Here is a 26832-nt window from a genome sequence, read left to right as displayed (position 1 = left end):
CGTTCGCCCGCCGCCTGTGGAAGGCGGCGGGCGAGATCGCGTTGGGGATGATGACGCGGGGTTCGCGGGTCAGGGCGCCATCACCTCGAGCGTCGTCACATAGCTGGCGCGGCGGCCGCCGGGTGCGGGTGGCGCGCCTTCCTCGGCACCGGCGGGGCGAGGGGTGGTGACGTTGATCCAGTACATGCCCGGGTCGCCCCATTTCACCGTGACCTTGCCGTCGGCGCCGGTCTTGAGGTCCTGCTGGTGGAGCTGGTCGCGATAGCGGATGCCGCCGGGGATGACGGTGACGGGGAGGCCGGCCGCGGGCTTGCCGTCGAGCAGGAACTGGAAGGTCGCGTCCTCGCCGACGACGAGGTCGTTGGGGTGGGTGACCGGGACCAGCTCGATGCCCTTGCCGGTGGGCCTGAACACGGTGGTGGTGGGCTCGCCGGCGGTGACGAAGATCTCGTTGCGGTTGCTGCTCTCGCTGGTGCGGATGTCAGTGGCGCCGGCGGGGATGACCGAGGCGAGGGTGGCGGTGGTGGTGCCGCGCGGGATGCGCTTCTCCTCGCCGTTGAGCTTGTAGCTGCCCATGACGCCGTCATTGGCATAGTAGATCTTGTAGGTTCCGCGCTTGCCGATCTGCACGTCGAATGTGGTGCGGTAGCGGCCCTGGGCGCGGTTCCTGACCTCGCCGGGGGTGCCGTCGGGGAGCAGCACGCTGATCTCGGCGCGCATCGGCTGGTGCTCGAAATAGAATAGGTCGTTGGAGACGGCGGCGTCGACCGTGACCCAGACGTCGTCGCCCTCGCCCGAGACGACGGTCATCGACGGGAGCATCCACTGGCGGTGGGCCTGGACGGCGGCGGGCAGGGCGATCGCGATGCCGGCGGCGGCGATCAGGATGGTGCGGAGCTTCATGGCGCGGTTTCCCTGTTAGCGCTTGACGGTGAGGGTGACGGCGCCGAGCTCGGACTTGCCGGCGGCGCGGGCGGTGCCGCCCTTGGGCAGCGCGAAGGGCAGGCGGAGCAGCTCGCGGCCGCCGACCTCGCGCGCGGCCTCGACCACGAGCGTGTAGTTGCCGGGGGCGAGCTGCGGCTTGAGGGCGAGCTTGTGCGTGCCGGGCGCCTTGGTCGCGCCGGTGACGCCGGCCGCGGGGAACTTCATCGAGCGGCCCGAGGCGCGCCACCACTGGCGGATGTCGCGCAGCCACTTGGTGCCCTCGTTGTTCTTCATGTCGACGTCGTAGAAGACGGCGAGGGTCTTGGCGGGGGCGCCCTCCTTCTCGAGCCAGATCGCGACGTACGGCCGGTGATATTCGGCGACGGTGAGGCGCGGGATGGTGAGCGTGACCTCGAGCGTCTGCGCATTTACCGAGCTCGGGGCCATGCCGGGCGCGAGCAGGCCCGCGCCGAGCGCGGTGGCGGTCAATCCGGTGGTGCGAAGCTGCATGGCGGCGTTCCCCTAGTGGATGAAATAGATGGCCAGGATGGCGGGAATGATCAGGCCCGCGGCGACCAGCGGCCAGGTGCTCGGGCGGTGGCGCGCATGGAGCTGGAGCAGGACGAGGCCGGTGAGCGAGAAGATCACGCAGGCGAGGACGAAGATGTCGATGAACCACTTCCACACCGTGCCGGCGTTGCGGCCCTTGTGGAGATCGTTGAGCCAGGCGATCCAGCCGCGGCTGGTGCTCTCGTTGGTGACCTCGCCGGTCTCGCGGTCGATCGCGACCCAGCCGTCGCCGCCCGGGCGGGGAAGGGCGAGGTAGATCTCGCCGGCGGACCATTCGGCCGCGCCGGTGGCGCGTGCGACGGGGAGGTTTGCCTCGACCCAGTCTGCGACCGGCTTGGGCAGCGGCTTCTTGGCGTCGGGTGCGTCGTCGGGCTTGATCGTCGCGAGGAGCGGGGGTGGGAGCTGCGCCTTCTTCTCCACCGTGACCGGCGATCCCTCGATCTCGGCGGCGTGGTTGAGCGTGAAGCCGGTGATCGCGAACAGCAGCAGCCCGATCAGGCTGATCGCCGAGCTCATCCAGTGCCACATATGCAGCTGCTTCAGCCAGAAGGCTTTCCGGCTTTTCTTGCGAGGAGCCGGTTTGGCGGCGGTGCCGTGCATCGAGCGGAAGGGCTCCAGTTGCGAGTCGTTCGCGGATTAGCGAGAATGATTCGCAATTACAATGCGGGCAGCCGCGCGGCCTGCTCAAAAAAGGCTGTCGCCCCAGCCTGTGCCGAGGGCGCCTCGGATCAGGCGACGGCACCAAGGCCCGAGTTCAGCGTGTGGGGAGCCGTGGACCCCGGCACGAGGCCGGGGTGACGGTTGCTTGGATTAGCGCGCCTACCGCCCCAGCAGCACCCGCGCCTGGCCTGCGATCTGGGCGAGCATCGCCGCATTGGGGGCCGGCGCCTTGCGCGCGCGGCTGACCAGGGCGGCGAACTGCGCGACGCGGGGGGCGTGGGCGGCGAGCCAGGCGTCGACATCGGCGCGCGGATCCTTGCCCTCGGCACGCGCGAGGAATTCGAGGCGCAACTGCTGGAAGTCGCGCGCGAGGCCCGCGATCAGCAGCCGCTCCCACGGATCGCCCGCGACGATGCGCGCCGCCACCGCCTGCGCCCAGTCGAGGCCGAGTTCCTGGCCGAGATGGGTGAAGGCGTGAGTGAGCTCGGTCTCGTCGATGCCGCGGCGCTGGCCGAGGTCGGCGAGGCCGACCGCGCCGTCGAGTTCGAAGATGCGGACGATCTTGGCGACCAGCTCGTGAGGCGCGCCGGCGCCCTCGAGCTTGGCGGCGATGCGGCCGGATTGCGCGCGCGCCTCTTCCTTGAGCAGCTTCTGCGCCTGACGGTCGAGCGCGGCGATGCCGGGCTTGAGGCGTGCGATCAACTCGCCCGGACCTTCGCCCGGGCGGCAGATGCGGAGCAGGTCGGCGATCTGCGATCGGGTCGCGACGGCGACCTCGTCGAGCAGGGCGAGGCGTGCGCTCTCGCTGATCGGGGCGGTTTCGATCGCTTCCCAGATGCCGGGAAGGCCGAACAGGCGCTCGGCGACGACGAACATCGCCGCGATGTCGCGCAGCGAGGCGCCTTCTTCCTCGGCCAGCTCGAACGGGTGGAGCACGCCGAGGCGATTGACGACGCGGTTGGCGAGCTTGGTCGCGACGATCTCGCCGCGCAGGCGGTGCTCGTCGATCGGCGTCTTGAACTTCTTCTGCATCGCCGGCGGGAAGGCGGCGATCAGGTCGGGCTCCAGCTCGGGATCGAGGCCGAGGCCGCCCTCCTCGATCGCATCCTGCAGCGCGAGCTTGGAGGTGGCGAGCAGCACGGCGAGCTCGGGCCGGGTGAGGCCGCGGCCTTCCTGCGCACGGCGCAGATAGTCCTCGTTCGAGCCGAGCCCCTCGACCGAGCGGTCGAGCCGGCCCGAGGCTTCGAGGATCTCGATCACGCGCACGAAGCTCGGCACCGCGACCGGGCCGTCATTCTCGAGGAAGGACAAAGCGAGCGTCTGGAGGCGGTTGTCCTCCAGCACCAGGTGGGCGACGTCGTCGGTCATCGCCGCGAGCAGCTTGTTGCGGTCGTCGATCTTGAGGCGGCCTTCGATCACCTCGCGGTTGAGGGCGATCTTGATGTTCACCTCATTGTCCGAACAGTCGACGCCGGCGGAATTGTCGATGAAGTCCGTGTTGATGCGGCCGCCGCGCAGCGAGAAGGCGATGCGCGCCGCCTGGGTGACGCCGAGGTTCGCGCCCTCGCCGATGGCCTTCGCGCGCAGTTCTTCGGCATTGACGCGGAGGCGGTCGTTGGCGGGGTCGCCGACCTCGACATGCGCCTCGGAGGCGGCCTTCACATAGGTGCCGATGCCGCCGAACCAGATAAGGTCGACAGGGGCCTTGAGGATCGCGGAAATAAGCGCACCGGGCTCGATCTCCTCGGCCTCGATGCCGAGCGCTTCGCGGACCTGGGGCGAGAGCTTGATCACCTTCTCGGTGCGCGCGAACACGCCGCCGCCCTTGGAGATCAACGCCGGGTCATAGTCGGCCCAGCTCGACCGCGGGAGCGCGAACATGCGGTTGCGCTCTCCCCAGCTCCTGGCCGGGTCGGGATCGGGATCGAGGAAGATGTGGCGGTGGTCGAACGCAGCGACGAGCTTGATCGCCTTCGACAGCAGCATGCCGTTGCCGAACACGTCGCCCGACATGTCGCCGCAGCCGGCGACGCGGATGCTCTGCGTCTGGACGTCGGTGCCCATCTCGAGGAAGTGCCGCTGGACGCTGACCCAGCCGCCCTTGGCGGTGATGCCCATCGCCTTGTGGTCATAGCCGACCGAACCGCCGCTCGCGAACGCGTCGCCGAGCCAGAAGCCGCGGTCGATCGCGATCGCGTTGGCGACGTCGGAGAAGGTCGCGGTGCCCTTGTCCGCGGCGACGACGAAATAGGGATCCTCGCCGTCATGGATCACGACATGTTCGGGATGTATGACCTTGCCCGAGACGATGTTGTCGGTGACCGAAAGCAGCGAGCGGATGAAGATGCGGTAGCTTTCCTTGCCCTCCTCGAACCACGCGTCGCGATCGAGCGCGGGAGACGGGAGCAGCTTGGGATAGAAACCGCCCTTGGCGCCGGTCGGCACGATCACCGCGTTCTTGACGCGCTGCGCCTTCATGAGGCCGAGGATCTCGGTGCGGAAATCGTCGCGCCGGTCCGACCAGCGCAGGCCGCCGCGGGCGACGGGGCCGGCGCGCAGATGGATGCCCTCGACGCGCGGCGAGTAGACCCAGATCTCGCGCCACGGCAGCGGAGCGGGCAGGTTCGGGACCTTCGCGCTGTCGAGCTTGAAGGCGAGCGCCTCGGCCGCGGCGGGGGCGAAGGCGTTGGTACGCAGCGTCGCGCGGATCACGCCGGCAATGGCGCGCAGGATGCGATCGTCGTCGATCGCGCTGACCGCGTCGAGGCCGGCGGCGATCGCGGCGTCGGCCGCCTTGACCGCGTCGGCGCTGCCCTTGGCGCGCGCGGGATCATGCGCGGCGGCGAAGCGCTCGACCAGCGCCGTGGCGACGGCGGGCGCGCGGCGCAGCGCTTCGACCACCGTGGCGAGGCCGTAAGCGAGGCCGGTCTGGCGCAGATAGCGGAACCAGGCGCGCAACAGCACCACCGAGGCCGGCGCGATGCCCGCCTCGACGATCAGGCGGTTGAACGCGTCGTTCTCCGCGCGCCCTTCGAGCACAGCGGCGATCGCGTCCTCGATCGTTGCGGTGTCGCCCTTGAGCGTACCGCCGCCGGCCAGCGCGACCTCGAAGTCATGAATATAGGCGCCGGCATCGCCGGGCAGCGCCGTGGGCACCTCCTCGATCACGCGGAAGCCGAAATTCTCGAACACCGGCACCGCGTCCGACAGCGGCAACGGGCCGCCGAGGCGGTAGAGCTTGATACGCAGCCGGTCGTGCTGGTCGAAGATGCGGACCGAGCGCGCGTCATTGTCCGCAAGTCCGGCGATGCGGACGATGTCGCGGGCCGCCTCCTCAGGCGGATTGCCGTTGCGATAGCCGAGCGGGAAGGCCGGGGCATAGCGAAGCGCGAGGCGTGCGGCGCGGGTGGCGGCGAGGCCGCCCTCGCCGAGGGCGCTCTCGACCGCCGGAAGCCAGCCGCGGACCATTCGCTCGAGCTCGGTATCGAGCGCGGCGGCGTCTGGCATGCGCCCCTCGCCGCGCAGGTCGAGCGTATAGCGCAGCAGCGCCACGGGGCCGTCCTCGAGCGCGATCGACCAGCTGATCTGGCTGGCGTTCGAGGCGCGCTCCAGCATCTCGCCGATCGCGACGCGGCGGCCGGTCGAGACCTCGTCGCGCGGCAGCCAGACGAAGGCGAAGAGATGGCGGCCAAGCGCGCTGCGGATGAGGACCAGCTTGGAGCGCGGCCGGTCGGTCACCGACATCGCGGTGAGCGCGATCTGCTCCAGCGCCTCCTGCGGGAAGGCGGTGGTGAGATCGTGGGGCAGGCCGGTCAACGCATGCGCGAGCGCCTTGCCGGTATGGCCGCGCGGGTCGAACCCGAATTTCGTCTCGAGCGCCGAGAGGCGCGCGCGCAGCACCGGCACCTCGTCGGGCGTCGAATGGAGCGCGGCGCTGGTCCACAGACCCGCATGGATCGACAGGCCTGTGACCTTGGCGCCCTCGCGCACCGGCACCAGCACGAGATCGAGCGGCGCGCGGCGATGCACGGTGGAGATGAGGTTCGACTTGAGCAGCAGCGGCGGCTGACCGCCCTTCTCGAACCACTCGACCGCGAGCGCGCGCGAGGCGTCGGCGAGCAAGGGCGTGTCGAGCTTCATCCGGCAGATGCCCGCGGCGTCGGTGATGCCGGCGTCGCGGTGCCAGGTCTCGTGCCCGACCAGCGTCATGCTGCCGCCCTGGAACCAGCGCAGCAGCGAGGCGCCCTCGGGATCGCCGATCCGGTTGGCGTCCTCGCTCATTGCGCGGCGCAGATCGGGCCAGTCGGTGACCGCGGCGCGGACATGGCCGAGATTGCGTTCGAGATCGCGGACCAGGCCGGTGCGGTCGCGCGCATCGGCGCGCTCCAGCTCCATGTAAACCATCGATTCGCGCGTGCCCCCCGCGCCGATGCCGGTCAGCGCGCCGTCGCCGGTTCGTTCGACCGCGATGACGGGGTGGATCACGCGGCGGATCGCGATGTCGTGCGCGGCGATCGTCGCCGAGATCGAGTCGACGAGGAAGGGCATGTCGTCATTGACGACCGCCAGACGCATCGCGCGGCTGTCCTCGCCCAGGCCGGTCTCCAGCGCGATCCCTGGCGTGCACGGGGCGCGGGCCGCCGCGGCCTCCGCGACGAAGCGGGCAGCGGCGGCGCGTTCGGCATCGCCGAACCCCTCAAGCTCTCCCGGCAGGGCCCCATCGGTGAGACGCGATTGCAGCGCCTCGGCGAGCGACTTGATCGGCTTGCTCATGGGGCGGGGCTATGCGCCGGGACGCGGCGCGGCTCAAGGCTTGCTGCACTGCACCGTGACAATTGAGACGAAGTTGCCGGGTTACCGGTGGCAGCCGACACAAAGCTGCGCGGGGAGCGCGGCTTTGCTATGTCCGTTTCGGCAGCGATCCGGTGGTCAGGCTGCGGCCTTGCGCACCAGCCGTTCGGCGAGCGCGGGATCGCCTTCCAGCTTAGCAACGACGTCGAGCATGCCGTCATCCCCGGCGCGGGCGAGGAGCAGCACGAACTCGCTGTCGCCGGCCTCGATCTCGACATGGGCGAGCGAAGGACGGCTGCGCAGCTCCTCGGCGGCGCGGGCATAGATGTCGGGCCGCGGTGCGGGCTTGCGCAGCGCGCGCTCGACCTTGACGATGGCCTTGATCCCGCCGGGCTCGGCGGTGAGAAAGGCCTCGAGCCCGCCCTCGGGCACGTCGTTGCGGCGCGCGTTGCTCATCACCGCCGCGAATTCGGTGAGGCGCGTCTTGTCATAGTCGGTGCCGAAGACGAGCTTGGCGGCGGCGGTCATCGGCGCACGCGCCTGGACGGTGATCGCGGCCTCGGCGAGCAGTTCGGCATAGCCGGTCTCGTCCAATTCGGCGGCGCAGGCGAAATCATAGGCCCGCGACAGCGCGCGGTAGAGCGCGGCGCGGCTGCGCGTGTCGGCGGCGCGGGCGGCGGCGGCGCTTTCGCGCGCCAGAGTCAGCCGGCCGGCGAGCGTTGCTGGAATGCCGGCGACATCGTCATGCGGAACCGCGGGTTCGGGTTCGTCGGTGAACGGCGCGCTGGGGCCATCCGCCCAGACCGGCGTGGCGGCGGCGGGCGGCGGCGCGGAGCGGCGCGCTTCCTCATATTCGCGCTCGAGCTTCGCCTGGGTCTCGGCGTCGACCATTTCCTTCCAGTTGATCACGCCATAGATGAAGTCGATCGTGTCCTCGTCGGAAGAGAAGGGCATCAGGATGCCGCGATAGAGGGTGTTGTGCCCGCGCTGGCCGACGAACTCGGCCTCGAAGCCGATCGGCGCACGGTTGGCGATGATCTGGAGATAATGGTCGGTCAGGCGCGAGAGCAGCGAACGGCTCGGCACTTCGGCGACATAAGTGATGTCGCTGGTGACCCCGCATTCCTCGCGCAACGAGCCGCCGAGGTAGCGGATCGCGGGATTTTCGACATCCGTCGTAAAATCGAGCAGCACGCTGTGCGGGCCGAAATCGGCGATATTCTCGGGGCTGAGATCCTCGATCGAGGGATAGGCGCGGCCGCGCAGCAGCGAGACCCAGTGGTTATACGCACGCACATGCATGCGGCGCTCGTCGGTACCGATGTCGATCCGGTGCTGACGGCTGCCCGAATCGCTGACGCCCGTATCGTCGAGGTCGGTTTCGTGGCGGTCTTCGAGTCCGCGGGTGTCCATGCGCATGCTCCACAGAGGGCTGATGCCCTCGAACATGCCGAGTCTGCGCCTGCCATGGTAAATCTTGCGTAAATACCCGGCCGCGTCTCAACCACTCAGCAACGCTTGTCAGCTAGGAAAGAGGCTGGTAAGCGCCGCCACCTTCCCCGGCGGCGCCGGGCGGGCCGCTTTAGCTCAGTTGGTAGAGCATCGCATTCGTAATGCGGGGGTCACAGGTTCGAGTCCTGTAAGCGGCACCACGGAATACATCCTAAATCAGCACGTAAGCACCTGAAATATCACGTGCTTTTTTATCCACAAAATACCTGCTTGAGCGGACCTGGAACCGGGCTCGCGGCAGTGCACCGATCATCACTAAAAAGGGCACATACGGCGAAACTCGCTCCCTGACGGGCCGATCCTCATGAATCGGCCGATCCTGCGATCATGCTTGAGGTATCATCACGCATCACAGTCTGTCTGACACGCATTCTATAGAGGCGGCATGCCAGTTCAAAGCAGGTCTACAGGCAGCATCCGCTATGCGCGCCGATAACGCTCATTTGGCCGGGGACTGGCGAACCCGAAAGCCGCCATTGCTTTATCATCTCGCGGTGGTCGCGAAGCTGCATTTTGTCCATCGCAAGGAAAGCTACTGGCACAATTCCTATTGAACCAGTATGTATTGAGTCGCCGGCGCTGGTCACGCCGTACGGCGATTCGTCGTCCATGCCCGACCCGCGGTTTTTGACGGAATGCAGATTGCGCCGCGTCACCAATTGCTAAAGCGCACGGTGTTGCCGATGGAGCCCGGCGGCCTCGTGTTTCCGAATCGAAAGGAACGACGATGAGCCAACGTATCTCCTCCGCCTCCACGCCACCGCCAAGACTCGCAGCGCGCGCTTGATCGCGCGCTGACGCCAGCAACATTCTGAAGGCGAGTGCCGCGGCTCCGGCTTGCGGCCCGGCATGCTGCGCGCCGTGCATGGCGCGACGGACGGCTGCGCGATGGCGCGCCGGATGCGGTGGCCGCTCGCCTTGCGAACGCAAGGAACCCATGATGAGCACTTCGATCGAAAACCTCTGGTACACGCGCTGCCCGGTGCCGACCGGACTCGGCATCGCCGTCCAGCTCGGCTGGCTGGCCGACGAATTCCGCAGCGACGGGATTGGCCTCAAGTCGATCCAGGAGACCGCGGATATCAATGCCCGCGAAAGCCATTTCGACCACAATCTCCCCAGCTCGTTCCGCCAGGGCGGCAACATCCCGGCGATCTGGACGCGCGCCAAGGGCCGCGACACGCGGGTGATCGGCCTGTCCTGGACCGACGAGTTCCAGGCGATCCTCGCGCTGCCGTCGTCGGGTATCCGCACGGCGCGCGACCTTGTCGGACGGCGGATCGGGCTGCCGGTCAATCCGATCTCGATCGACTTCAACCGCGCCACTGCACTCAAGGGCTTCGCCAGCGCGCTCGAGCTCGAAGGGAATACGCTCGCCGATGTCGAGCGGATCGACACGGTCAGCGCCGACCCAGCGGGCAGCGGAACCGAGGGCATTGCCTCCGGCGAGCGCACCCGCGCGCGGACCCGTCACGGCTATCGTGCCGAGGTGCTGGCGCTGGTACGCGGCGAGGTCGACGCAATCTATGTCAAGGGCGCGCTGGGGCTCGAGACTGCCCGACTGGCCGGGGCGCATATCGTCGCTTCGCTCGGCGATCATCCCGATTCCTGGGTGCGCGCCAACAACGGCACGCCGCGCACGCTCACCGTCGATGCCGCGCTGATCGAAGCGCACCCGGACCTGGTCGAGCGTTTCCTGGCGCGGGTGATCGCCGCGGGCGACTGGGCGCGGGCGCATCCCGACGAGACCATCGCCTATATCGCGCGCGAGACCGGATCGACCCCGGACTGGGTACGCAAGGCCTATGGCGCCAACGCGCCCGCGAGCCTCGGCACCTTTCTCAACGACGAGGCTGCCGGGGCGCTCGGCAGGTACAAGGACTTCCTGTTCGAGCACGGCTTCCTCGCCGCCGATTTCGACATCGCCGCGTGGATCGATCCCGCGCCTTTCGCCGCGGTCGCCGGACGCGCGCGCCAGGCGGCCTGAGCTCCATTGCAATCACCATCACCAGACGCAGGCCGGCAAGGCCGCGCAGGGGGGGAATTTAGAGTGAATTCGAGGATTGAACGTCGCACGCGAAAGAAGACGATCTGGCTCGTCGCGGCATCGCTTGCCGCCCTGGTGCCGGCAGCACATGCCGAAGAGGGCGAGGCGAGGGGTGACGCCGCTGCGGCCGACCCCGCGGACGATACCGCGGACCCGGTCGAGATCGTCGTCACTGCCGGCAAGCGTGAGCAGGACATCCAGGATGTGCCGACCGCGATCACCGCGCTGGGCGAGGACGTGTTCACGCTGCAGGGTGTGGGCCGCTCGGCGAACGAAGTGCTCGCGCTGGTCCCCAACGCCTCCGCGGGCACGCAGCAGCATGGCCGTCCGCGCTGGTGGATCCGTGGTGTCGGCGCGGGGCAGCAGCAGATCGACCTCGCCAACCCGGTCGGCTTCTACCTCGACGAAGTCTATATCAGCAACGCCAGCGCGACTGGCCTGCCGCTGTTCGACTTGGAACGCGTCGAGGTGCTTCGCGGCCCGCAGGGCACGCTTTGGGGCAAGAACACCACCGGCGGCGCGATCGCGGTGGTGACGAAGAAGCCAAGCTTTTCCCCCACCGGAACCGACAACTACGTCAAGCTCGACTATGGCAGCTATGACGACAAGATCGTCCAGGCCGGGGTCGGCTTCGTCATCGCCCCCGACGTTCTTGCGGCGCGGATCTCCGGCCATATCGAGAATCGCGACGGCCGCTTCACCAACTTGTTCTCGGGCGAGAAGGACAACGTGATCGAGGACAGCGTGATCCGCGGCCAGCTGCTGGCGCGCGCGGGCGGCAATTTCGAGGCCCTGCTCGGCGTCCATTACCGCAAATACAAGACCGACGGCGGATACTGGACGATCGGCAGCTACCGCGCCGACGGCCTCTACCGCAACGGCTATGTGCCGCCCCGGGACCGTGATGCGGTCAACACCAATGCCGACGAGTTCAGCGATACCGAGCAATATGGCGGCTCGCTGAAGCTCGACTGGGATTTCGGCGCCGCGACGCTGACCTCGATCACAGGCTATGAGCGCTACGAGGTCACTTCGGGCGGCGACAGCGACTATACCCCGCTCGAGATCGCGCGGAACCACACAGAAGCACGCAGCGAGCAGTGGAGCCAGGAACTTCGCCTCGCCTCCAACGGATCGAGCCGGTTCAAATGGATCGTCGGGCTCTATTATTTCAAGGAGGATATCGACTCCGATGCGGCATCCGCGACCTTGCCCAACGGCACGGTCCCAGCCGTTCCCGGTGATACCGCGTCCGACGCCTATAGCCTCACGCGCTATGCGCACAGCGCCGAAAGCGGCGCTGCCTTCGCCAATATCGGCTATGACCTGACCGATACGATCAACCTCACGGTCGGCGGACGCTTCACCCGCGAGACCAAGACGCTCGACTTTCGCCGTTTCTCCTCCGCGGCGTCGACCCCTACGGCGCCGGTCGCTGCTCCTTCCTGGAGCAACTATGCGCAATGGTGGAGTTCCTACACCGGCGGCTTCGGCGGGCTTGGCACCTTTGCCGGCAATCTCGAGCGCACCTGGGATAATTTCACCTATGACGTGACGCCTTCATGGACCGTCGCGCCCGGTCACTTGCTCTACTTCAAGTTTTCGCACGGCGTGAAGTCGGGCGGCTTCAACACCGCGGCGCAGGTTCCCGCGGCGCTTCAGGTGGTTGAGCCCGAGAAGCTCGACGCGTTCGAGATCGGCTACAAGTCGAGCTGGTTCGACGGCGCACTCACCTTCAACGCCACCGCCTTCCACTATCAGTACGACAATGTGCAGATTAACGTCGTCGGGCCGAACCCCGGCGCGGTTGCTGGCACCACCACGTCCTACCTGCAGAATGCCGAGGAAGCGCATGTCAACGGCGCCGAATTCGAGCTGACTGCTCGCCCGGTGAAGGGCCTCACGCTCAACGCCGCGCTCGGCCTGCTCGACACCAAATACGACAAGCTTCAGGTGGTGAACGGCGGCGCCAATCTCGCCGGCGCCGAGTTCGTTCGCGCACCGCACGTGACGCTGAATGTCGGCGCGTCGTACGAATTCGATCTGGGAAGCGCGGGCAGCATCCAGCTCGGCGCCGATGCGCGGTACCAGTCGCACCAGTTCTACTACATCACGCCGCAGGATCGCACGAACCGCTTCCTGCTCAACCAGCCGGGCTACACGCTGGCGAACGCGCGCATCGCCTACACCACCGCGGACGATCGCCTCACCTTCACCGTCTACGTCAACAACCTGCTCGACGAGACCTATCGCAACCACGCGCTGCCACAGTTCAACGCGGCCAACGGCATCACCGGCGACACCATCCAATGGGGCGATCCGCGCACCTGGGGCGCCTCGCTCGTGGCGCGCTTCTGATGGCGTATCCCCTCAACATCCGGAGGCTCTCATGACCGCCTTTCCCAAGGAAATCTGGTACACCCGCTGCCCGGTGCCGACCCCGCTCGGCATCGCGATCAACCAGGGCGTGATCGACCGCGACCTGGCCGAACTCGGCATCACCGTCCGCTCGATCCAGGACACCACCGACCCCGATGTCCGCGCGAGCCACTACGACCATCATCTCGCGCACAGCTTTCGCCAGGGCGGCAGCGTGCCGGCGATCTGGGCGCGCGCCGCCGGGGCCGACACGCGCGTCATCGGCCTCAACTGGATCGACGAGAGCCAGCTGGTGCTGACTTTGCCCGGCTCGGGCATCCGAACCGTCGAGGACCTGAAGGGCCGCCGCATCGCGCTCCCGCGCCGGGCGGAGGCGAAGATCGACATCTTCCGCGCCACCGCGCTTCGCGCTCTGCTCGCTGCGCTTTCGCTCGGCGGGGTAGGGGAAGATGAGGTGGAGTGGGTCGATATCGATGCGACCGATCCTGCACCCGATGGCCTCGATCTGGTCGGCCAGTGCAATTGGGGCGGTCGTCCGCTCTACACCGCCGAATTCCATGCGCTGGTCCGCGGCGAGGTCGACGCGATTCATGTGAAGGGGTCGTCGGGTCACGAGTTTGCGCTGCTTGCTGCAGCGCATGTCGTGATCGACACCGGGTTTCATCCCGATCCCAAGATCCGGATCAACAATGGCGCGCCGAGGCCGCTGACCGTCGATGCGGCGACGCTGGAGCGCTATCCGGCGATCGCGCGGCGGCTGCTGGGCCATGTCGCGGCGGCGGGGGAGTGGGCCGAGGAGCACCCCGAGGAAACGTTCGCCTATATCGCGCGCGAGACCGGCTCGCCCGAACAGTTCGTGCGCGCCGCCTATGGCGGGGATACGCTCCACCGCCGGCTCAAGACCGATCTCGACGATGCCTCGATCATCGCGCTTCAGGATTTCAGTGACTTCCTGTTCGACCGTGGCTTCCTGCCCGCGCGCGTTGACGTCGCCGTCTGGGTCGACCGGCGACCGTTCGAGGCGCTCGACTTCACCCAGGCACTGGACGCCGCATGAGCCGCAAGACGATCCTTATCGCCATCGTTGCAATCGGCGTGATGGCGGCACTGGTGATCCACCAGTTCCGCGGGGGCACCGCGCAACCGGCACCGGGCCAGAATCCCGCGACGCTGACCATCGCCGCCATCGCCTATCCATTCAAAGGCCAGCAGCGCTACCAGGGCCAGAACGCGATCGTCCAGCAACAGGGCTGGCTCGAAAGCGAGCTCAACAAGCGTGGGGTGAAGCTGCAATGGTTCCCGGTCGCCACAGCGGTCGGCGGCCCGGTGGTCAATGAAGGCTTCGCCGCCAAGCGCATCGATTTCGCGAGCTATGGCGATTTCCCCGCGATCATCGCGATCGCGGGCGGGGTCGACCTGCGGCTGGTGGTGCCGGTCGGGCGCGGCCAGAATGCCTATCTGGTCGTCCGCAACGGCGTCGCGGCGAACGGCATCAAGGACCTCAAGGGCAAGCGCATCGCGCTGCATCGCGGCCGCCCGTGGGAACTGCCCTTCGCCAAGCTCGCCGAAGCCAACGGCCTGAAGCTCACCGATTTCCGCATCCTCAACATCAATCCGCCCGCGAGCCATGCCGCGCTCGCCTCGGGCGATGTCGATGCGGTATTCCTGCTCTCCGACGCGCATCTCCTGGTCGAGAAGAAGGTTGGGCGGATCGTCTGGTCGACCAAGCAGGCGCCGCAATCGTGGAAGATGCGCGCCGAGCTGTTCGGGCGCGGCGATTTCGTCGACCAGCATCCCGAGCTGACTCAGCTCGTCGCCGATGCCTATGTCCGCGCCCAAGCCTGGTCGGCCGATCCGGCCAACCGCGAGAAGGTGATCGAGATCACCTCGCGCGCCGAATCCCCGCGCAGCGTGATCGAGGCCGAGCTGGACGAGCCGCGCGTAGCTTGGGGCGACCGTTATTCGCCGCTCTACGACGATTTCATGGTCGCACATTATCGCGACGCCGCGGCCTACACCTTCGATCAAGGGCTGGTCCGCAAGCAGATCGACGTCGACAAACTGCTCGACCGGCGCTTCGCCACCGCGGCGCTCGATCGGCTCAAACTGCAAGGGCAGTGGAAGCCCGATACGGCGGAGGCGGCGGCGCGATGACCGACCGGCGCTTCATGGCCAACTTCCTGCTGCTCGCGCTGGTCAGCGGGCTGACGGTCGGTCTCGGCAAGGTGGTGACGACGATCTACGCGATCGACCTCGGCGCCACCGCCTTCCAGGTCGGGGTGATCGGTGCGATGGAATCGATCGGCATGGTGCTCGTCACCGTGCCCGCCGGCTTCATCATCGCCCGCTACGGCGCGCGCGGCATCTATTTCGCCTCCAGCCTCGGGCCGCTGCTGGTCAACCTGGCCATGCCGTTCGCGGCGGGCTGGGCGGTGCTGGCGGGCGGGCGCTGGCTGATCGGCCTCTGTATCCCGTTCCGCATGGTCGCGATGAACAGCGCGTTCCTCGAGCGGCTGCGCGGACGCGGCGAGACGCGAGGCGGCTGGTATCGCGGCGCGCTCACCGCCGGGATGGCGATCCTCGGCCCGGCCTCGGCGGGTATCCTGGCCCACAAGGCCGGGGTCACCGCCGCCTTCTTCATCGTCGCTGCCCTGTTCGGGGTGATGGCGTTGTTCAGCCTGTCCTTCCTCCCCGCGCGCCAGCCCGCCGCGGAGGAAAGCGGGAGCTTCTTCGCCGAAATCGGCGCGCTGCTCGGCAACCGCGCGGTGGCCGAAAGCAGTTTCGTCGAGTTCCTGAGCTCGGCCACCGGCTCGCTCTTTTCGACCTTCATCCTGTTGCTCGCCGCGGCGCTCCCGCCGCTGACCAAGGAAGACGGGATCACCGTGCTGCTGGTGCAAGGCGTCAGCACGGTGGCGCTGCTGTTCCTCAGCGGAACGTTGGTCGCGCGGCTCGCGCGCGGCGCCGCCTATGCGCTCGCCCTCGCGCTCGCCGCGGCGGCGCTGGCGCTGCTCGGTTTCGCGCACGGCTTCCCCGCGCTGGCGGTAGGCGCGGTGCTGCTCAGCGCCGCCTCGGCGGTGGTCCATCTCATCAACGTGCGCATGCTCGCCGCCCTCCCGGGCGCCAAGAGCAAGGCGGCGGGGCTCTACAACCTCGCCTCGATGACCGGCTCCTCGGCCGGCGCGCTGGGCGGCGGGCTGCTGACCAAGCTGGTACCGCTGCAGTCGGTGTTCCTGCTTTGGCTGCCCTTGCTGTTTGGTGCCGCCGCCATCGCCTTCGCCCGCCATCGCTCCGCCCGTCCGCTCACCCCGCGGGAGGTTCTGCCATGAACCAGATCACTCGCATCGCCGCGGGCCTTGCGCCGCTGCTGGGCCTGCTTCTGCTGTGGCAGCTCGCCTCGGCCAGCGGCGTGTTTCCGCCGCAGGTGCTGGTCCCGCCGAGCGAGGTCGCGGCGACGCTCGCCCAGCTGTGGCGGGGCGGCGAGCTGGCGGGGCATCTCGGGACCAGTTTGTTCCGCTTGGTCTTCGGCTTCCTCGTGGGCGCGGCCACCGGCCTGGCGTTCGGGGTATCGATGGCCCTGTCGAAGCTGTTCGAGACACTGTTCGCGCCCTTGTTCCAGGCGGTGCGGCAGGTGCCGGTGCTTGCCTTCATCCCGATGCTCGTGCTGCTGCTCGGGATCGAGGAACGGTTCAAGATCGTCGTCGTCGCGGTCGCGGTGTTCTTCCCGGTCGCGCTCGCCACTTTCGACGGCGTGCGTGGCATCCCGAAATCCTATTTCGAGGTCGCGCGGCTCTACCGCACCCCGCCGCTCCCCTTCGTCACGCGCATCCTGCTGCCCGCCGCGATCCCGCCGGTGCTGACCGGGCTGCGCCTCGGCCTCACCCGCGGCTGGCTGGTGCTGGTGGCGTGCGAGCTGCTCGCGGCGGACAGCGGCATCGGACAGATGATGGAGATGGGGCGTCAGATGTTCCGCATCGACGTGGTGCTGGCGGGCGTGTTCGTCAGCGGGCTTGTCGGCTTCTTCCTCGATCGCTCGGTCAAGCTCGCCGAGCGCCGCTTCGTCCGCTGGAAGGAGGCCTGAGATGGCGCGCCTCGACACGCCCGCCGCCCGCATCCTGCTCGGCCTCGCCGTGCCCGTGCTGATCCTGCTCTGGTGGCAGGTGCAGTCGGCGCAGGGCGGGGCGCGTGCGCTCGCCTTCGTGCCGCTGCAGGATGTCGGCACGACGCTCGTCGCGCAGCTCGCCGGCGGCTTCCTGCTCAATGACGCGCTGGCGACGCTGTCGCGCGCGGTCACCGGGCTTCTGCTCGGTGGCGTGGCCGGCACCACGCTCGGCGTCGCGATGGCGATGTCGCGGCCGCTCGATCGCGTGGTCGGGCCGCTCTATCATGCGGTGCGGCAGGTGCCGCTGCTCGGCTGGCTGCCGCTGATCGGCCTGTGGGTCGGCAATGGCGACGAAGCCAAGCTGCTGATCGTCAGCCTCGCCGCCTTCTACCCCACCGTGCTCAACAGCTATGAGGGCGTCCGCACGGTCGAGCGGCGTTATGTCGAGGTCGCCGATCTGTTCGGCTTCTCGGCGGCACAGCAATTCGCCCACGTCCTCCTTCCCGCCGCGCTGCCGCTGATCCTCACCGGGGTGACTCAGGCGCTCGCCTTCGCCTGGATCGCGACGATCGGCACTGAAATGCTGTTCGGTGCCCATGCCGGGCTCGGCGCGACCATGGGCGTCGCGCAGGCGCAGCAGCGGATGGACATCATCCTCGTCGTGATCCTCGCCGCCGCCACGCTCGGCTTCACCCTCAACCACCTCTTCGCCCGTCTGCGCCGCCACCTGCTGCGCTGGCAGCCTGCGATCAACTGAAGGAGCTGGCCCATGACCCTACACACCCGCATTGACGCGCCACCGGTTCCGGCGGAGACGACCACGACCGGCGCGCTCACCATCACCGGTCTGTCCAAGGACTTCCATATCGACGGGGCGGCGCTGCCGGTGCTCGACCGCATCGATCTCGATATCCGCGCGGGCGCGTTCATCAGCATCGTCGGCGCCTCGGGCTGCGGCAAGTCGACCCTGCTGCGCCTCATCGCAGGGCTCGACACCGACTATGCCGGCGAGATTCGGCTCGATGGCAAGCGCATCGCCGGCACCAGCCTCGACCGCGGGCTGATCTTCCAGGACCACCGCCTGTTCCCCTGGCTGACACTCGAGGAGAATGTCGGGCTCGCGTTGCTCAACACCGACATCCCCAAGGCACAGCGCCCGCGCATCGTCGCCGAGCATATCGCGCTGGTGAACCTGACCGGCTTCGAGAAGGCCTATCCGCACCAGCTGTCGGGCGGCATGGCGCAGCGTGCGGCGATCGCGCGCGCGCTGGTGACCGAGCCCAAGCTGCTGCTGCTCGACGAGCCGCTCGGCGCGCTCGATGCGCTCACCCGGGTGCATGTCCAGCGCGAGCTGCAACGCATCTGGATGACTCAGCGCTCGACCATGGTGATGGTCACCCACGATGTCGAGGAAGCAGTGTTCCTGGGCGACCGCGTCGTGGTGATGGACGCCAAGCCGGGCCGCATCCGTCGCATCGTCGAGATCGATCATCCCCATCCGCGTGATCGATCCTCGCCCGTGCTGCACCGGTTGCGCGACGAGATATTGGCCGAGCTTACCGGCCCACCTCCCGAGAAGCTGGTGCACCTGCCGGTGCGCGAGGTGCAGGCATGAGCCGCACGCCCGATCACCCCATCGAGCCGCTGTTCGTCGATCGCTGGTCGCCGCGCAGCTTTTCGGGCGAGCCGATCCCGGACGCCGTGCTGCACAGCGCGTTCGAGGCGGCGCGCTGGGCTCCCTCGGCCTATAATGGCCAGCCCTGGCGCTTCATAGTCGCGCGCAACGGCGATGCCGCATGGCCACTGTTCCTGGGCTTCCTCACGACGCGCAACCGCGAATGGGCGCAGCGCGCGTCGGCGCTGATCGCGGTCGTTTCGAACACACTGGTCGAGCGGCGCGGCGAGATCGTTCATAACGGCAGCCACAGCTTCGACACGGGCGCCGCCTGGGCGAACTTCGCGCACCAGGCGCTGCTGCTCGGCTGGCACACTCACGGGATCGGCGGTTTCGACCGCGAAGGAGCGCGCTTCGCGCTCGCCATCCCCGAAGATCACGCGATCGAGACGATCGTGGCGATCGGCCGGCAGGGCACGCTCGACACGCTTCACGCCGATTTCCATCCGCAGGAGGCGCCCAGCACGCGCCGCCCGCTCGTCGATTTCGTCTTCGAAGGGCGCTTCGGCGCACCCGCCATCCCCCAGCAAAGGAGTGCCGCATGACCATCAAGCTTTACTGGCGGCTCGATCCCGCCGCCGAGCCGCAGCGGGGCGAGCCCAGCGCACGGCCGACGTCGGGCTTCCTGCCGCGCGACGTGCGCACCGCGGGACTGAGCCGCTACGACTATTACGCGCAGGTCGCACGCGCCGCCGCGATCACTGGTTTCGACGGATTGTTCGTCGCCTATCGCCCGGAGAGCGACGACAGCCAGATCGTCGTCGCTGCGGTCGCGCGCACCGCGCCGCGGCTGCTGCTCGTCCCCGAGTTCCCGAGCACGGTGGGCTCCGCGGTCTATGCCGCCAAGGAAGCGGTGAGCTTCCAGCGCGCGACGCACGACCGGCTCGGCTGGGCGATCGCGCCTGGTGTCGACCCCGACGACAGCGCGCGTACCGCGGAGTTCCTGCACGTCGCGCGCGGGGTTCACGGTCAGAAGCCGTTCGACCATCAGGGCCAGTTCTTCTCGGTGCAAGGCGGCGGCTTCGCCGCGCCGCTCGCGCGCGCCGCGTTCCCGCCGGTGTTCCTGCGCGGGTCGGACGAGGAGGCGCTGCAACTCTCCGCCAATGCCGCCGATGTCCATCTGTTCAGCAACGCGCCCATTGATGAACTGCGCGGGCAAGTCGAGACGCTCGAACGGCTGGCGCTGGCGGCCGGCCGCAATGTGGCGGCGGGTGTGGTCGCCACGATCACCGCGCGCGAGACGGCCGAGGAGGCAGCGGACGGAAACGGCATCGCCGGAAGCTACGACGCCGTCACAGAGCAGATCGCGACGCTCCACGCCGTCGGCATCACCCATTTCGTCCTGAGCGCCTCGCCGTCGCTCGAGGAAGCCTATCGCATCGGCCAGTTCGTGCTGCCGCGGGTCCGTGCCGCGCTGGGCGAGCTCCGCACCGCCGCCTGAAGGAGACTATCATGTCGATCGATTTCTATTGGCGCCTGCCCACCCATGGCTGCCACGCCACCATTCGCCGCGGCTCCTACGACCGGGGCGACTGGTCGCCGCTCAAGCCCGGCAACCAGTCTCCGGGCCTCACCCCCGAAGGGGAGGACGACGGCTATCGCTACATCGACCACCTGTCCGAGATCGCCAAGGCGGCGGAGCTGTCGGGCTTCATCGGCGGGCTGATCCCGTCCTTCCCCAACACCGACGATCCCTGGACGATCTCGCCGCTGCTGGCGCGCGAGACCAAGAGTTTCCGTTTCATGATCGCGTTCCAGCCCGGGTTCCTCGATCCGGTCCACGCCGCGCGGCTCTCCGCCAGCCTGCAGCGCGCGACCGGCGGGCGCACGGTGTTCAACATCATCACCGGCGGCGGCGGCCCGTCGCAGCTGTGGTGGGGCGACAGCTTCGCGCATGACGACCGCTATGGCCGCACGACCGAGTTCCTCGACATCTTCCGGGGCGTGTGGCGCGGGCAGCCGTTCGACTATGACGGCCGCTTCTACCAGGTCGAGGGCGAGCATCTCTCGCAACTGCTCGCGCGCGAGGAGGTGCCCGAGATCTGGTTCTCGGGTTCGTCGGACGCGGCGCTGCAATCGGCCGCGAAGCACGCCGATTACTATCTGTCCTGGCTCGAGCCCTACGCGCAGATCACCGACAAGTTCGCGCGGGTGAAGGAACGCACCGCGCAACTGGGCGGCGAGCAGAAATGCGCGATCCGCGTCGATCTCGTCGCCCGCCCCACCGAGGAAGAGGCGTGGGACGACATCCGCATCGGATTCGAGAATGTCAGCGACGCGACCCGCGCGCAGTGGCGCGGCCAGCCCACCGACTCGGTCGGCGCCTCGCGCCAGGCGGCGCTGCGCCCGACCGAGGCGAGACACTGGGAGGAGCTGGTCGTCGGCAAGAATCTGTGGGGTGGGTTCAACCTGCTGCGCGGCGGTCCCGCGCTCGGCATCGTCGGCAGCTACGAACAATGCGCCGAGCAGCTCGACGAGTTGATCCGCCGTGGCGCCGACGCCTTCATCCTCGCCGGCACCCCGCATCTCGAGGAAGCCTATCGTATCGGCGAGGAGGTGCTGCCGCTGCTCGGCCGCACCGCCGCCGCCCAGCCTCTGCTCGAAGCCGCCGAATAAGGAGAATTTGCATGACCAAGCTCAACTCGACCGTCACCGATTTCGCCGCGACCGCGATCCGCGACGCCGGCATCGCCTTCCGGGGGCTCGCCGCGACCGGCACGATCGCGCCGAGCGGCACCGTCAACTTCGTCGAGCGCGTGCCCGGCGAGGAAGCTGTGGTGTCGATCGGCTACCCTGGTCCGTTCGCGCCCGACGCCGAGCTCAAGCCGACCATCTATGCGCTCGACGGCGAGGTGCTGCAGGGACCGCCGGGCGCCAATCTCGGCGGCGGGCGCTATCTGTCGATCTTCCAGGCGCATTCGGACATCACCACGGTGAGCCATGTCCACACCGTGTATCTGGGGGCGTGGTCGCAGAGCCACCGCGCGCTGCCGATCCGCTATGTACCGGTCCAGCGCTGGACCCGGGCGCGCGAGCTGCCGATCTATATCGACCGGCGTCAGGGTGAGGCGAACTTCATCCTCGACGTGCTTTCGCGCGACCTCGAGGTGCCCGCGATCCTCGAGGCGAACGGCGGGTCGACCGCCTGGGGGCGCAAGGGACTGCTCGCGCTCGCGAGCTACATCGTCCTGCTCGAGGAAGGCGCGCGCTTCCAGGCCATCGCGGAGACGCTGGGCGGTGCGAAGGATTACGGCCCCGGCGTGCTCGAGCAGCAGTGGAAGATGTCCGGCCTGCTCAAGCCGGATGAGACCCTGGCGGTCGCGGCCGAATAATTTCGGACGGTTCGGCGCCAAAGCTGTCGCTTACGTTCTGGTTTGCAGTTCAAGCGACAGCTTTGCGCCCCAATTCAAGCCGTTCAGGTCCGGATGAGCGGATCTCAAAAAAAGCGGACGAGCCCTATTTCAAAAGCCTCACGATCAATAGATCGTTCAAATCCTCCCGGGCGCGCCAACTTGTTAATCGTAGTGGCGGCGGAAGCGGCGGCTGGATGTGGAATTAGCGTAGCGCTCCTGGCGGAATTTGCTGCGCCCGAGCCTCCGAACGTTGGTTTGCGGGACTTTACCTTACTAATGCCTGCGCTAGCCTGACCGTCTGCATGATCGTCGCGCGGATGGAGGAGCCGGTCAGGCGCGAGCCGACGCCCGTCGCGGAGCGAGCGAAAGCCGCGACCTAGTCCGCGCCCCGTCCGCGCCACAGCCGCCAGAAGCCCAGCGTCAGCAGCGGCAGAACGAACACGATCAGCGTGGCGATCGCCATCGCGCGATAGCCATTGGCGATCAGCGTGACGAGTCCGATGGCGCTCGCGATGAACACAGATCCGATGGTGATCGCGGCGGGCACGGCGATACGCACCGATTGCGGCATCGCCTTCTCGCGCCGCGCATAGGCGGCATCGATCCGCGCATTGAAGGCCTGGACGAACCCAACGCTGCATTCGAGTAGGGCAGCGAGTACCATTGCCTGGAAGGCGAAGTGGAAGAGCGGGCTGCCGAGCGCGTCGAGGACGTAGTTTGACGGCAGTTCCTCGTGCACGATGCCGGGATAGAAGCCGACCAGGCAGACGAAGAAGGCGATTGCCGGCGCCATCGCCAGAGGCCCGGCGAGCAGGCCCGAGACCACCGCATCGCGCCCGCTGCGCAAATGGCGCAGCACGGGCAGGATCAGCACCGCGCCGATGATGTTGTACGAGGCATAGGTGACGCCGCCGGTGAACCAGCCGTCGGTCGGCGCCGGCATGGCGAAGCCAGCGCGGATCTGCGGCGTGAACTGCCACAACACCATCACGAGGAAGATCGCATAGACGCCGTAAAGCAGCACCGAGACGTATTTGAACACCGCTTCCGCCGCGCCCTGCCCCGCCGCGCACACTAACAGCACGGATACCACCAGGGCCAGCGTGCCGGCGATATGGGGCAGCCCGAACATCGCGGCGCCGATCGCACCCGCCGCCGATCCGAACACCGACAGGACGAGGATCAGGAAGCCGAAATAGATGATCTCGAACGCGACGTCGAAGCGGCCGAGCAAGGGCCGGAAGAAGCTCTGATAATCGGTCGCGCCGACCGCGTAGGCGAAGCGGAAGGTGATCGCGCAGATCACGCTCCACATCACCATCGCGAGCAGCATGCCCCACAGCCCACCGACCGGTCCGGCGGGCATGAAGAACTCGACCAGCTCGCGCCCGGTGGCATAGCCGCCGCCGATCACCACGGCCTTGAACGCGAAGCCGGGAAGGAGGAAGCGGTTGATCGTGGAAACGGCACTCATTTCTCGAGTTCCTCGAAGCTCGAATTGCCGATCGGATATTGCTGCCAGCCGTCCCGGTCGAAATGCCACCATTCCTGCGGATAGACCGTGAAGCCGTCGACCTCCATCGCGCGGCGCAGCACCTCGCGCAGCCAGCGCTGCTCGTCGCTGCCGCCGACATAGTTGCTGTACGACCGGCTGGAGAATTCGTCGTAGCGGCCGGTGGTGACCATCGGCCTGCCGGTCGCGAGATCGACCATCGTCAGGTCGACCGCGGCGCCGCGATTGTGACGCGATCCCTTGCTGGGGTCGGCTACGAAGATGCGATTGGCCGGCGGGGTCGCGTCCCAGAACATCTTGGTCACGTACCACGGGCGATAGGCGTCATGGACCAGCAGACCGAAGCCCTGCGGCGCGAGCGCCTGGTTGATCCGCGCCAGCGCCTGCGCCGCCGGCCGCTGAAGGAATGCGCCCGGCCGCTCGTAGATCTGCTGGCCGAGGAAGTTGTTGGTTCCGGCGTAACGCACGTCGAGACGGATCGCGGGATCGAGCGACTGGATCGCGACCAGATCCGACGGGGCCTTGCGGTCGGCCTCGACCGGCGGCGCCGCGCGGCGCGCCTGTTCGCGTACCCCGGCGATGCCGGTCGCCATCACCTTGCGGATCGCCGCTTCCGCCTCTTCCCCGAAATCGCGACGGGGGAAGCGGATCGCGCCGAGCTTCGCGGCGGTGACCTTCCCGGTGGCATCGCGCTCGAAGGTCAGCGCCTCGAGCGGGTAGAGGCCGCGATCCTTCGGAAACGCATAGTGGTCGGCGGCGATGCGGGTGAGCGGGAGCCAGTCGACCCATTCGATGCGGACATGGGGCTTGCCGTCGCGCTGGTAGATGCGCAGCACGTTATAGTCCCAGCCATATTCGCCGATCAGCGCGGCGAGCTCGGCATCGGGCGGCGGGGGGCGGCGCCATTGCGCGCGGGTGAAGCGGCGGCCGTCCAGCTCGACCCAGCTCGCGTCAGGTGCGATCGTCACGCCCTCGCGCCAGAGCTGTGCATCGTCGAGCATATGACGGTCGCCGATGCGGCGCAGCTCGCCCGCCAGTTCGGGCGCGTCGAGCACCAGCCGGCCGTCGAACACGCGCAGGTTGAGGCTGTCGCCGCCATTCTCGAAACGTCCGCTGAGACGGATCGCATCGGCTCCGGCGATCGCCGTGCTGCGCTGCCAACCCGGCAGCGCCCGCCCCTCGCGCGCGGCGAGCCAGCTGCGCAGTGCATAGGCGCCGATCCGCTGCGCCGCGGTTCCGGAATCCACCGTCGCGAACACCACCACGCCGATCCCGGCATCGGGCATCAGCTGCAGGCTGGCGACATGACCATAGACCGCGCCGCCATGGCCGACGGTGCGCTGGCCGTCGAGCGTGCCGAGCACGAAGCCGAGGCCGAACGCGCGGGGCCCGGTCTTGTCGTACTGCTCGCGCCACATCTCGTCGAGGCTCGTCGGCTTCATCACTGCGCCGCCGCCGTTGAGCATTGCGCGGGCGAAGGCGCCGAGATCGGCGGTGTTGGTGTAAAGGCTGCCCGCAGCGGGTGTGCCGAGCTCGAGCGGCGGCGCGGCCCAGCGCCCGCCGTCGAAGCTCACCATCTGTGCGTAGGCGACCGGCCCGGCCAAGGCGGTCCGGTCGAACGCGCTCGCGCCCATGCCGAGCGGGCGCAGCACGAGATCTGCGACCGCCTGCGCATAGGGTTTGCCCGAGACGCGCGCGACGACTTCGCCGACCACGGCGATACCGGCGTTGGAATATTTGGTGACGGCGCCGGGCGCAGCGACCAGCCGGGTCGCATTGAGGCTGGCCACCGCATCGGCCTGGCCCTTCGCGGCGTCGTCGAAATAATGGCCGCGTGGCGCTTCGCGCACCAGCCCGCTGCGATGCGTCATCAGCTGGCGCAAGGTGATCGCGCCGCCGAACGGGTTCTGCGGGCGGAAATCGATAAGGTAGCGCGTCACCGGGGCATCGAGGTCGAGCTTGCCTAGTTCGACCAGCCGCATCACCGCGACATCGGTGAACAGCTTGCTGACCGATCCCGCGCGATAGAGCGTCGTGGGCGTGGCGGGCACCTTGCCTTCGGCATCGGCGTTGCCCCAGGCGCGCGACCAGACGATACCGCTCCGATCGACCAGCGCGATCGCGATCGACGGGATTTCCTTGTCTGCGAGCTCGGCCTGCGCCGCCGCCTCGACCGATCGCGTAACCGCCGCCAGCTCAGCAGGCTGAGCGACGGCGGGGGCGGCGCAGACGAGCGCCGCCGCCAGCAGGGCGCGGATCACCGGCCGCCCAGCAGGTAATAGTCGTAAGCCGTGCGCGCGATCTCGGCGATCACCCGCTCCTGCGTGTCGACGCCCTTGGTATCGCCTTTCACAAACACCGCGATCGCGAACTTGCCGCCATCGGGCAGGGTGACGACGCCGACGTCGTTGGCGATGCTCATCAGCGTGCCGGTCTTGTGCGCGACCACGGTGCCGGGCGGGAGCAGGCCCTTCAAGCGCTTCTCGCCGGTGATGCAGCGCTCCATGATCGCGATCAGCTCTTTGGTGCTCGATGCGCTGAGCGCCTTGCCCGACTGGATGATCGTCAGCAGCTGGAGCATCGCTTCGGGGGTCGAAGCATCACGCGGATCGGCATTGAATGACGCATTGGGGATGCGCTTCTGGTCCATGTCGCGCTTCGAAGGATCGGCGGCGAAGGCGCGGTCGATATTCTCGCGGAAGGTACCCGGCCCCGGCGTGATGTCGAGCGCGCGATAGATCAGCCGCGCGGTATCGGCGTCGACGCGCTGTCCGCTGGTCACGCCCACCTTGCGCAACCAGGCGGTGACCGCCGCCGGCCCGCCCGCCTGCGCGACCATCACGTCGGTGGCGGTGTTGTCGCTGCGCGTCAGCATCAACTCGAGCAGATTGTGCACTGACAGCGCGACGCCGGGATGCTTCATCTGCTCCGCGATCCCCGCCGAGTTGACGAGCACCGCCGGGTCGACCTTGACCATCGTGTCGAGTTTCAATTCGCCCTTGTCGATCCGGTCGAAGACCGCACCCGCCACCGCGATCTTGAAGGTGCTGGCCATCGGGAAGGTCTGGCCGGCATTGAGCGTGGACAGCGGCCCGCCGCCGATCCGCTGCACCGCCACGCCGACGCTGCCGTCGGTCTGCTTCGCGAGCATAGCGAACGCGCCCTCCAGCGTCGTCCGCGCGGATGCCGCCGGCGCCGGTGAGGCCTGGGCGCCGGCGGCAGGGATCAGCGGTGGCGCAACAAGGCACAGCAGCGAAAGGGGAGCCAATAGCTGCCCTGCCAACAAGTTTACGCGCACGCGCAATCTCC

The 26832-nt window shown here is 68.1% G+C and carries 20 protein-coding genes and 1 tRNA gene; 13 read left to right on the top strand and 8 right to left on the bottom strand.

The features are described from left to right. Nucleotides 1–69: 69 nt before the first annotated feature. From ACO227_RS00815 to ACO227_RS00795, 5 genes are all read right to left on the bottom strand, one after another. A complete protein-coding gene (locus tag ACO227_RS00815; protein WP_423604502.1) occupies nucleotides 70–903 on the bottom strand; it encodes a DUF4198 domain-containing protein in 834 nt (277 codons plus the stop codon). A gap of 15 nt (nucleotides 904–918) precedes the next feature. Then, the gene (locus tag ACO227_RS00810; protein WP_423604501.1) at nucleotides 919–1434 is read right to left on the bottom strand and encodes a DUF2271 domain-containing protein; all 516 of its coding nucleotides are present in this window, start codon (nucleotides 1432–1434) and stop codon (nucleotides 919–921) included. Between the two features lie 12 nt (nucleotides 1435–1446). After that, nucleotides 1447–2094 carry a PepSY-associated TM helix domain-containing protein gene (locus ACO227_RS00805; protein ID WP_423604499.1) on the bottom strand — a complete coding sequence of 216 codons (648 nt, stop codon included), beginning with the start codon at nucleotides 2092–2094 and terminating at the stop codon, nucleotides 1447–1449. 219 nt (nucleotides 2095–2313) lie between these two features. Beyond that, nucleotides 2314–6927 carry an NAD-glutamate dehydrogenase gene (locus tag ACO227_RS00800; RefSeq protein ID WP_423604497.1) on the bottom strand — a complete coding sequence of 1538 codons (4614 nt, stop codon included), beginning with the start codon at nucleotides 6925–6927 and terminating at the stop codon, nucleotides 2314–2316. Nucleotides 6928–7083: 156 nt separating this feature from the next. Beyond that, complete coding sequence (locus ACO227_RS00795; protein WP_423604496.1) at nucleotides 7084–8358, bottom strand: PAS domain-containing protein; 1275 nt, start codon at nucleotides 8356–8358, stop codon at nucleotides 7084–7086. 163 nt (nucleotides 8359–8521) lie between these two features. On the opposite strand from ACO227_RS00795, the gene ACO227_RS00790 reads away from it, so the two are divergent. The 13 genes from ACO227_RS00790 (at nucleotide 8522) to ACO227_RS00730 (ending at nucleotide 21989) form a co-directional block, all read left to right on the top strand. Next, a tRNA-Thr gene (locus ACO227_RS00790) sits at nucleotides 8522–8597 on the top strand. An 800-nt stretch (nucleotides 8598–9397) separates the two neighbouring features. After that, nucleotides 9398–10444, top strand: coding sequence for an ABC transporter substrate-binding protein (locus tag ACO227_RS00785; RefSeq protein WP_423604495.1), 1047 nt, complete (start codon nucleotides 9398–9400; stop codon nucleotides 10442–10444). 63 nt (nucleotides 10445–10507) lie between these two features. Then, nucleotides 10508–12862 (top strand): TonB-dependent receptor, encoded by a 2355-nt coding sequence (locus tag ACO227_RS00780; protein WP_423604493.1) that lies wholly within the window; start codon nucleotides 10508–10510, stop codon nucleotides 12860–12862. A 31-nt stretch (nucleotides 12863–12893) separates the two neighbouring features. Continuing rightward, nucleotides 12894–13940: an ABC transporter substrate-binding protein gene (locus tag ACO227_RS00775; protein WP_423604491.1), complete on the top strand. Its 1047-nt coding sequence runs from the start codon at nucleotides 12894–12896 to the stop codon at nucleotides 13938–13940. Further along, entirely contained in the window at nucleotides 13937–15037 is a 1101-nt protein-coding gene (locus ACO227_RS00770; protein WP_423604489.1) for an ABC transporter substrate-binding protein, read from the top strand. Before ACO227_RS00775 ends, ACO227_RS00770 begins: the two co-directional genes overlap by 4 nt. Then, nucleotides 15034–16209, top strand: a complete 1176-nt coding sequence (locus ACO227_RS00765; protein WP_423604487.1) for an MFS transporter — start codon at nucleotides 15034–15036, stop codon at nucleotides 16207–16209. Before ACO227_RS00770 ends, ACO227_RS00765 begins: the two co-directional genes overlap by 4 nt. Then, nucleotides 16206–16961 (top strand): ABC transporter permease, encoded by a 756-nt coding sequence (locus tag ACO227_RS00760; protein WP_423604485.1) that lies wholly within the window; start codon nucleotides 16206–16208, stop codon nucleotides 16959–16961. The genes ACO227_RS00765 and ACO227_RS00760 overlap by 4 nt, the downstream gene beginning before the upstream one ends. 1 nt (nucleotide 16962) lies before the next feature. Beyond that, nucleotides 16963–17739 carry an ABC transporter permease gene (locus ACO227_RS00755; protein WP_423604483.1) on the top strand — a complete coding sequence of 259 codons (777 nt, stop codon included), beginning with the start codon at nucleotides 16963–16965 and terminating at the stop codon, nucleotides 17737–17739. A 12-nt stretch (nucleotides 17740–17751) separates the two neighbouring features. Then, entirely contained in the window at nucleotides 17752–18597 is an 846-nt protein-coding gene (locus ACO227_RS00750) for an ABC transporter ATP-binding protein (protein ID WP_423604481.1), read from the top strand. Further along, complete coding sequence (locus ACO227_RS00745; protein ID WP_423604479.1) at nucleotides 18594–19202, top strand: nitroreductase family protein; 609 nt, start codon at nucleotides 18594–18596, stop codon at nucleotides 19200–19202. The genes ACO227_RS00750 and ACO227_RS00745 overlap by 4 nt, the downstream gene beginning before the upstream one ends. Further along, the gene (locus tag ACO227_RS00740; protein WP_423604477.1) at nucleotides 19199–20098 is read left to right on the top strand and encodes an LLM class flavin-dependent oxidoreductase; all 900 of its coding nucleotides are present in this window, start codon (nucleotides 19199–19201) and stop codon (nucleotides 20096–20098) included. Before ACO227_RS00745 ends, ACO227_RS00740 begins: the two co-directional genes overlap by 4 nt. Before the next feature lie 11 nt (nucleotides 20099–20109). Next, a complete protein-coding gene (locus tag ACO227_RS00735) occupies nucleotides 20110–21273 on the top strand; it encodes an LLM class flavin-dependent oxidoreductase (RefSeq protein WP_423604476.1) in 1164 nt (387 codons plus the stop codon). Nucleotides 21274–21284: 11 nt separating this feature from the next. Continuing rightward, complete coding sequence (locus ACO227_RS00730; RefSeq protein WP_423604474.1) at nucleotides 21285–21989, top strand: class II aldolase/adducin family protein; 705 nt, start codon at nucleotides 21285–21287, stop codon at nucleotides 21987–21989. Nucleotides 21990–22386: 397 nt separating this feature from the next. Here ACO227_RS00730 and ACO227_RS00725 read toward each other — a convergent pair whose 3' ends face one another. From ACO227_RS00725 to bla, 3 genes are read right to left on the bottom strand one after another with little or no spacing between them, the layout of a single operon-like run. Continuing rightward, nucleotides 22387–23484: a hypothetical protein gene (locus ACO227_RS00725; RefSeq protein ID WP_423604473.1), complete on the bottom strand. Its 1098-nt coding sequence runs from the start codon at nucleotides 23482–23484 to the stop codon at nucleotides 22387–22389. Then, nucleotides 23481–25784 carry a serine hydrolase gene (locus ACO227_RS00720; protein ID WP_423604471.1) on the bottom strand — a complete coding sequence of 768 codons (2304 nt, stop codon included), beginning with the start codon at nucleotides 25782–25784 and terminating at the stop codon, nucleotides 23481–23483. The genes ACO227_RS00725 and ACO227_RS00720 overlap by 4 nt, the downstream gene beginning before the upstream one ends. Next, nucleotides 25781–26674, bottom strand: a complete 894-nt coding sequence (gene bla / locus ACO227_RS00715; protein WP_423604469.1) for a class A beta-lactamase — start codon at nucleotides 26672–26674, stop codon at nucleotides 25781–25783. The genes ACO227_RS00720 and bla overlap by 4 nt, the downstream gene beginning before the upstream one ends. Nucleotides 26675–26832: the final 158 nt, after the last annotated feature.

Origin of the sequence: Sphingomonas sp. MS122 (assembly GCF_049532975.1) — a bacterium.
GTDB lineage: Bacteria > Pseudomonadota > Alphaproteobacteria > Sphingomonadales > Sphingomonadaceae > Sphingomonas.
Note: the sequence above shows the minus strand (reverse complement) of the source record. Positions and strands in the feature narration are given on the sequence as shown.

Coding starts and splice junctions, on each gene's coding strand:
- ACO227_RS00725 (WP_423604473.1), bottom strand. CDS start 23,484: ATGAGTGCCGTTTCCACGATCAACCGCTTCCTCCTTCCCGGCTTCGCG.
- ACO227_RS00735 (WP_423604476.1), top strand. CDS start 20,110: ATGTCGATCGATTTCTATTGGCGCCTGCCCACCCATGGCTGCCACGCC.
- ACO227_RS00730 (WP_423604474.1), top strand. CDS start 21,285: ATGACCAAGCTCAACTCGACCGTCACCGATTTCGCCGCGACCGCGATC.
- ACO227_RS00800 (WP_423604497.1), bottom strand. CDS start 6,927: ATGAGCAAGCCGATCAAGTCGCTCGCCGAGGCGCTGCAATCGCGTCTC.
- ACO227_RS00810 (WP_423604501.1), bottom strand. CDS start 1,434: ATGCAGCTTCGCACCACCGGATTGACCGCCACCGCGCTCGGCGCGGGC.
- ACO227_RS00785 (WP_423604495.1), top strand. CDS start 9,398: ATGAGCACTTCGATCGAAAACCTCTGGTACACGCGCTGCCCGGTGCCG.
- ACO227_RS00745 (WP_423604479.1), top strand. CDS start 18,594: ATGAGCCGCACGCCCGATCACCCCATCGAGCCGCTGTTCGTCGATCGC.
- ACO227_RS00760 (WP_423604485.1), top strand. CDS start 16,206: ATGAACCAGATCACTCGCATCGCCGCGGGCCTTGCGCCGCTGCTGGGC.
- ACO227_RS00755 (WP_423604483.1), top strand. CDS start 16,963: ATGGCGCGCCTCGACACGCCCGCCGCCCGCATCCTGCTCGGCCTCGCC.
- bla (WP_423604469.1), bottom strand. CDS start 26,674: ATGCTCGCGAAGCAGACCGACGGCAGCGTCGGCGTGGCGGTGCAGCGG.
- ACO227_RS00740 (WP_423604477.1), top strand. CDS start 19,199: ATGACCATCAAGCTTTACTGGCGGCTCGATCCCGCCGCCGAGCCGCAG.
- ACO227_RS00775 (WP_423604491.1), top strand. CDS start 12,894: ATGACCGCCTTTCCCAAGGAAATCTGGTACACCCGCTGCCCGGTGCCG.
- ACO227_RS00765 (WP_423604487.1), top strand. CDS start 15,034: ATGACCGACCGGCGCTTCATGGCCAACTTCCTGCTGCTCGCGCTGGTC.
- ACO227_RS00815 (WP_423604502.1), bottom strand. CDS start 903: ATGAAGCTCCGCACCATCCTGATCGCCGCCGCCGGCATCGCGATCGCC.
- ACO227_RS00795 (WP_423604496.1), bottom strand. CDS start 8,358: ATGGACACCCGCGGACTCGAAGACCGCCACGAAACCGACCTCGACGAT.
- ACO227_RS00770 (WP_423604489.1), top strand. CDS start 13,937: ATGAGCCGCAAGACGATCCTTATCGCCATCGTTGCAATCGGCGTGATG.
- ACO227_RS00750 (WP_423604481.1), top strand. CDS start 17,752: ATGACCCTACACACCCGCATTGACGCGCCACCGGTTCCGGCGGAGACG.
- ACO227_RS00805 (WP_423604499.1), bottom strand. CDS start 2,094: ATGCACGGCACCGCCGCCAAACCGGCTCCTCGCAAGAAAAGCCGGAAA.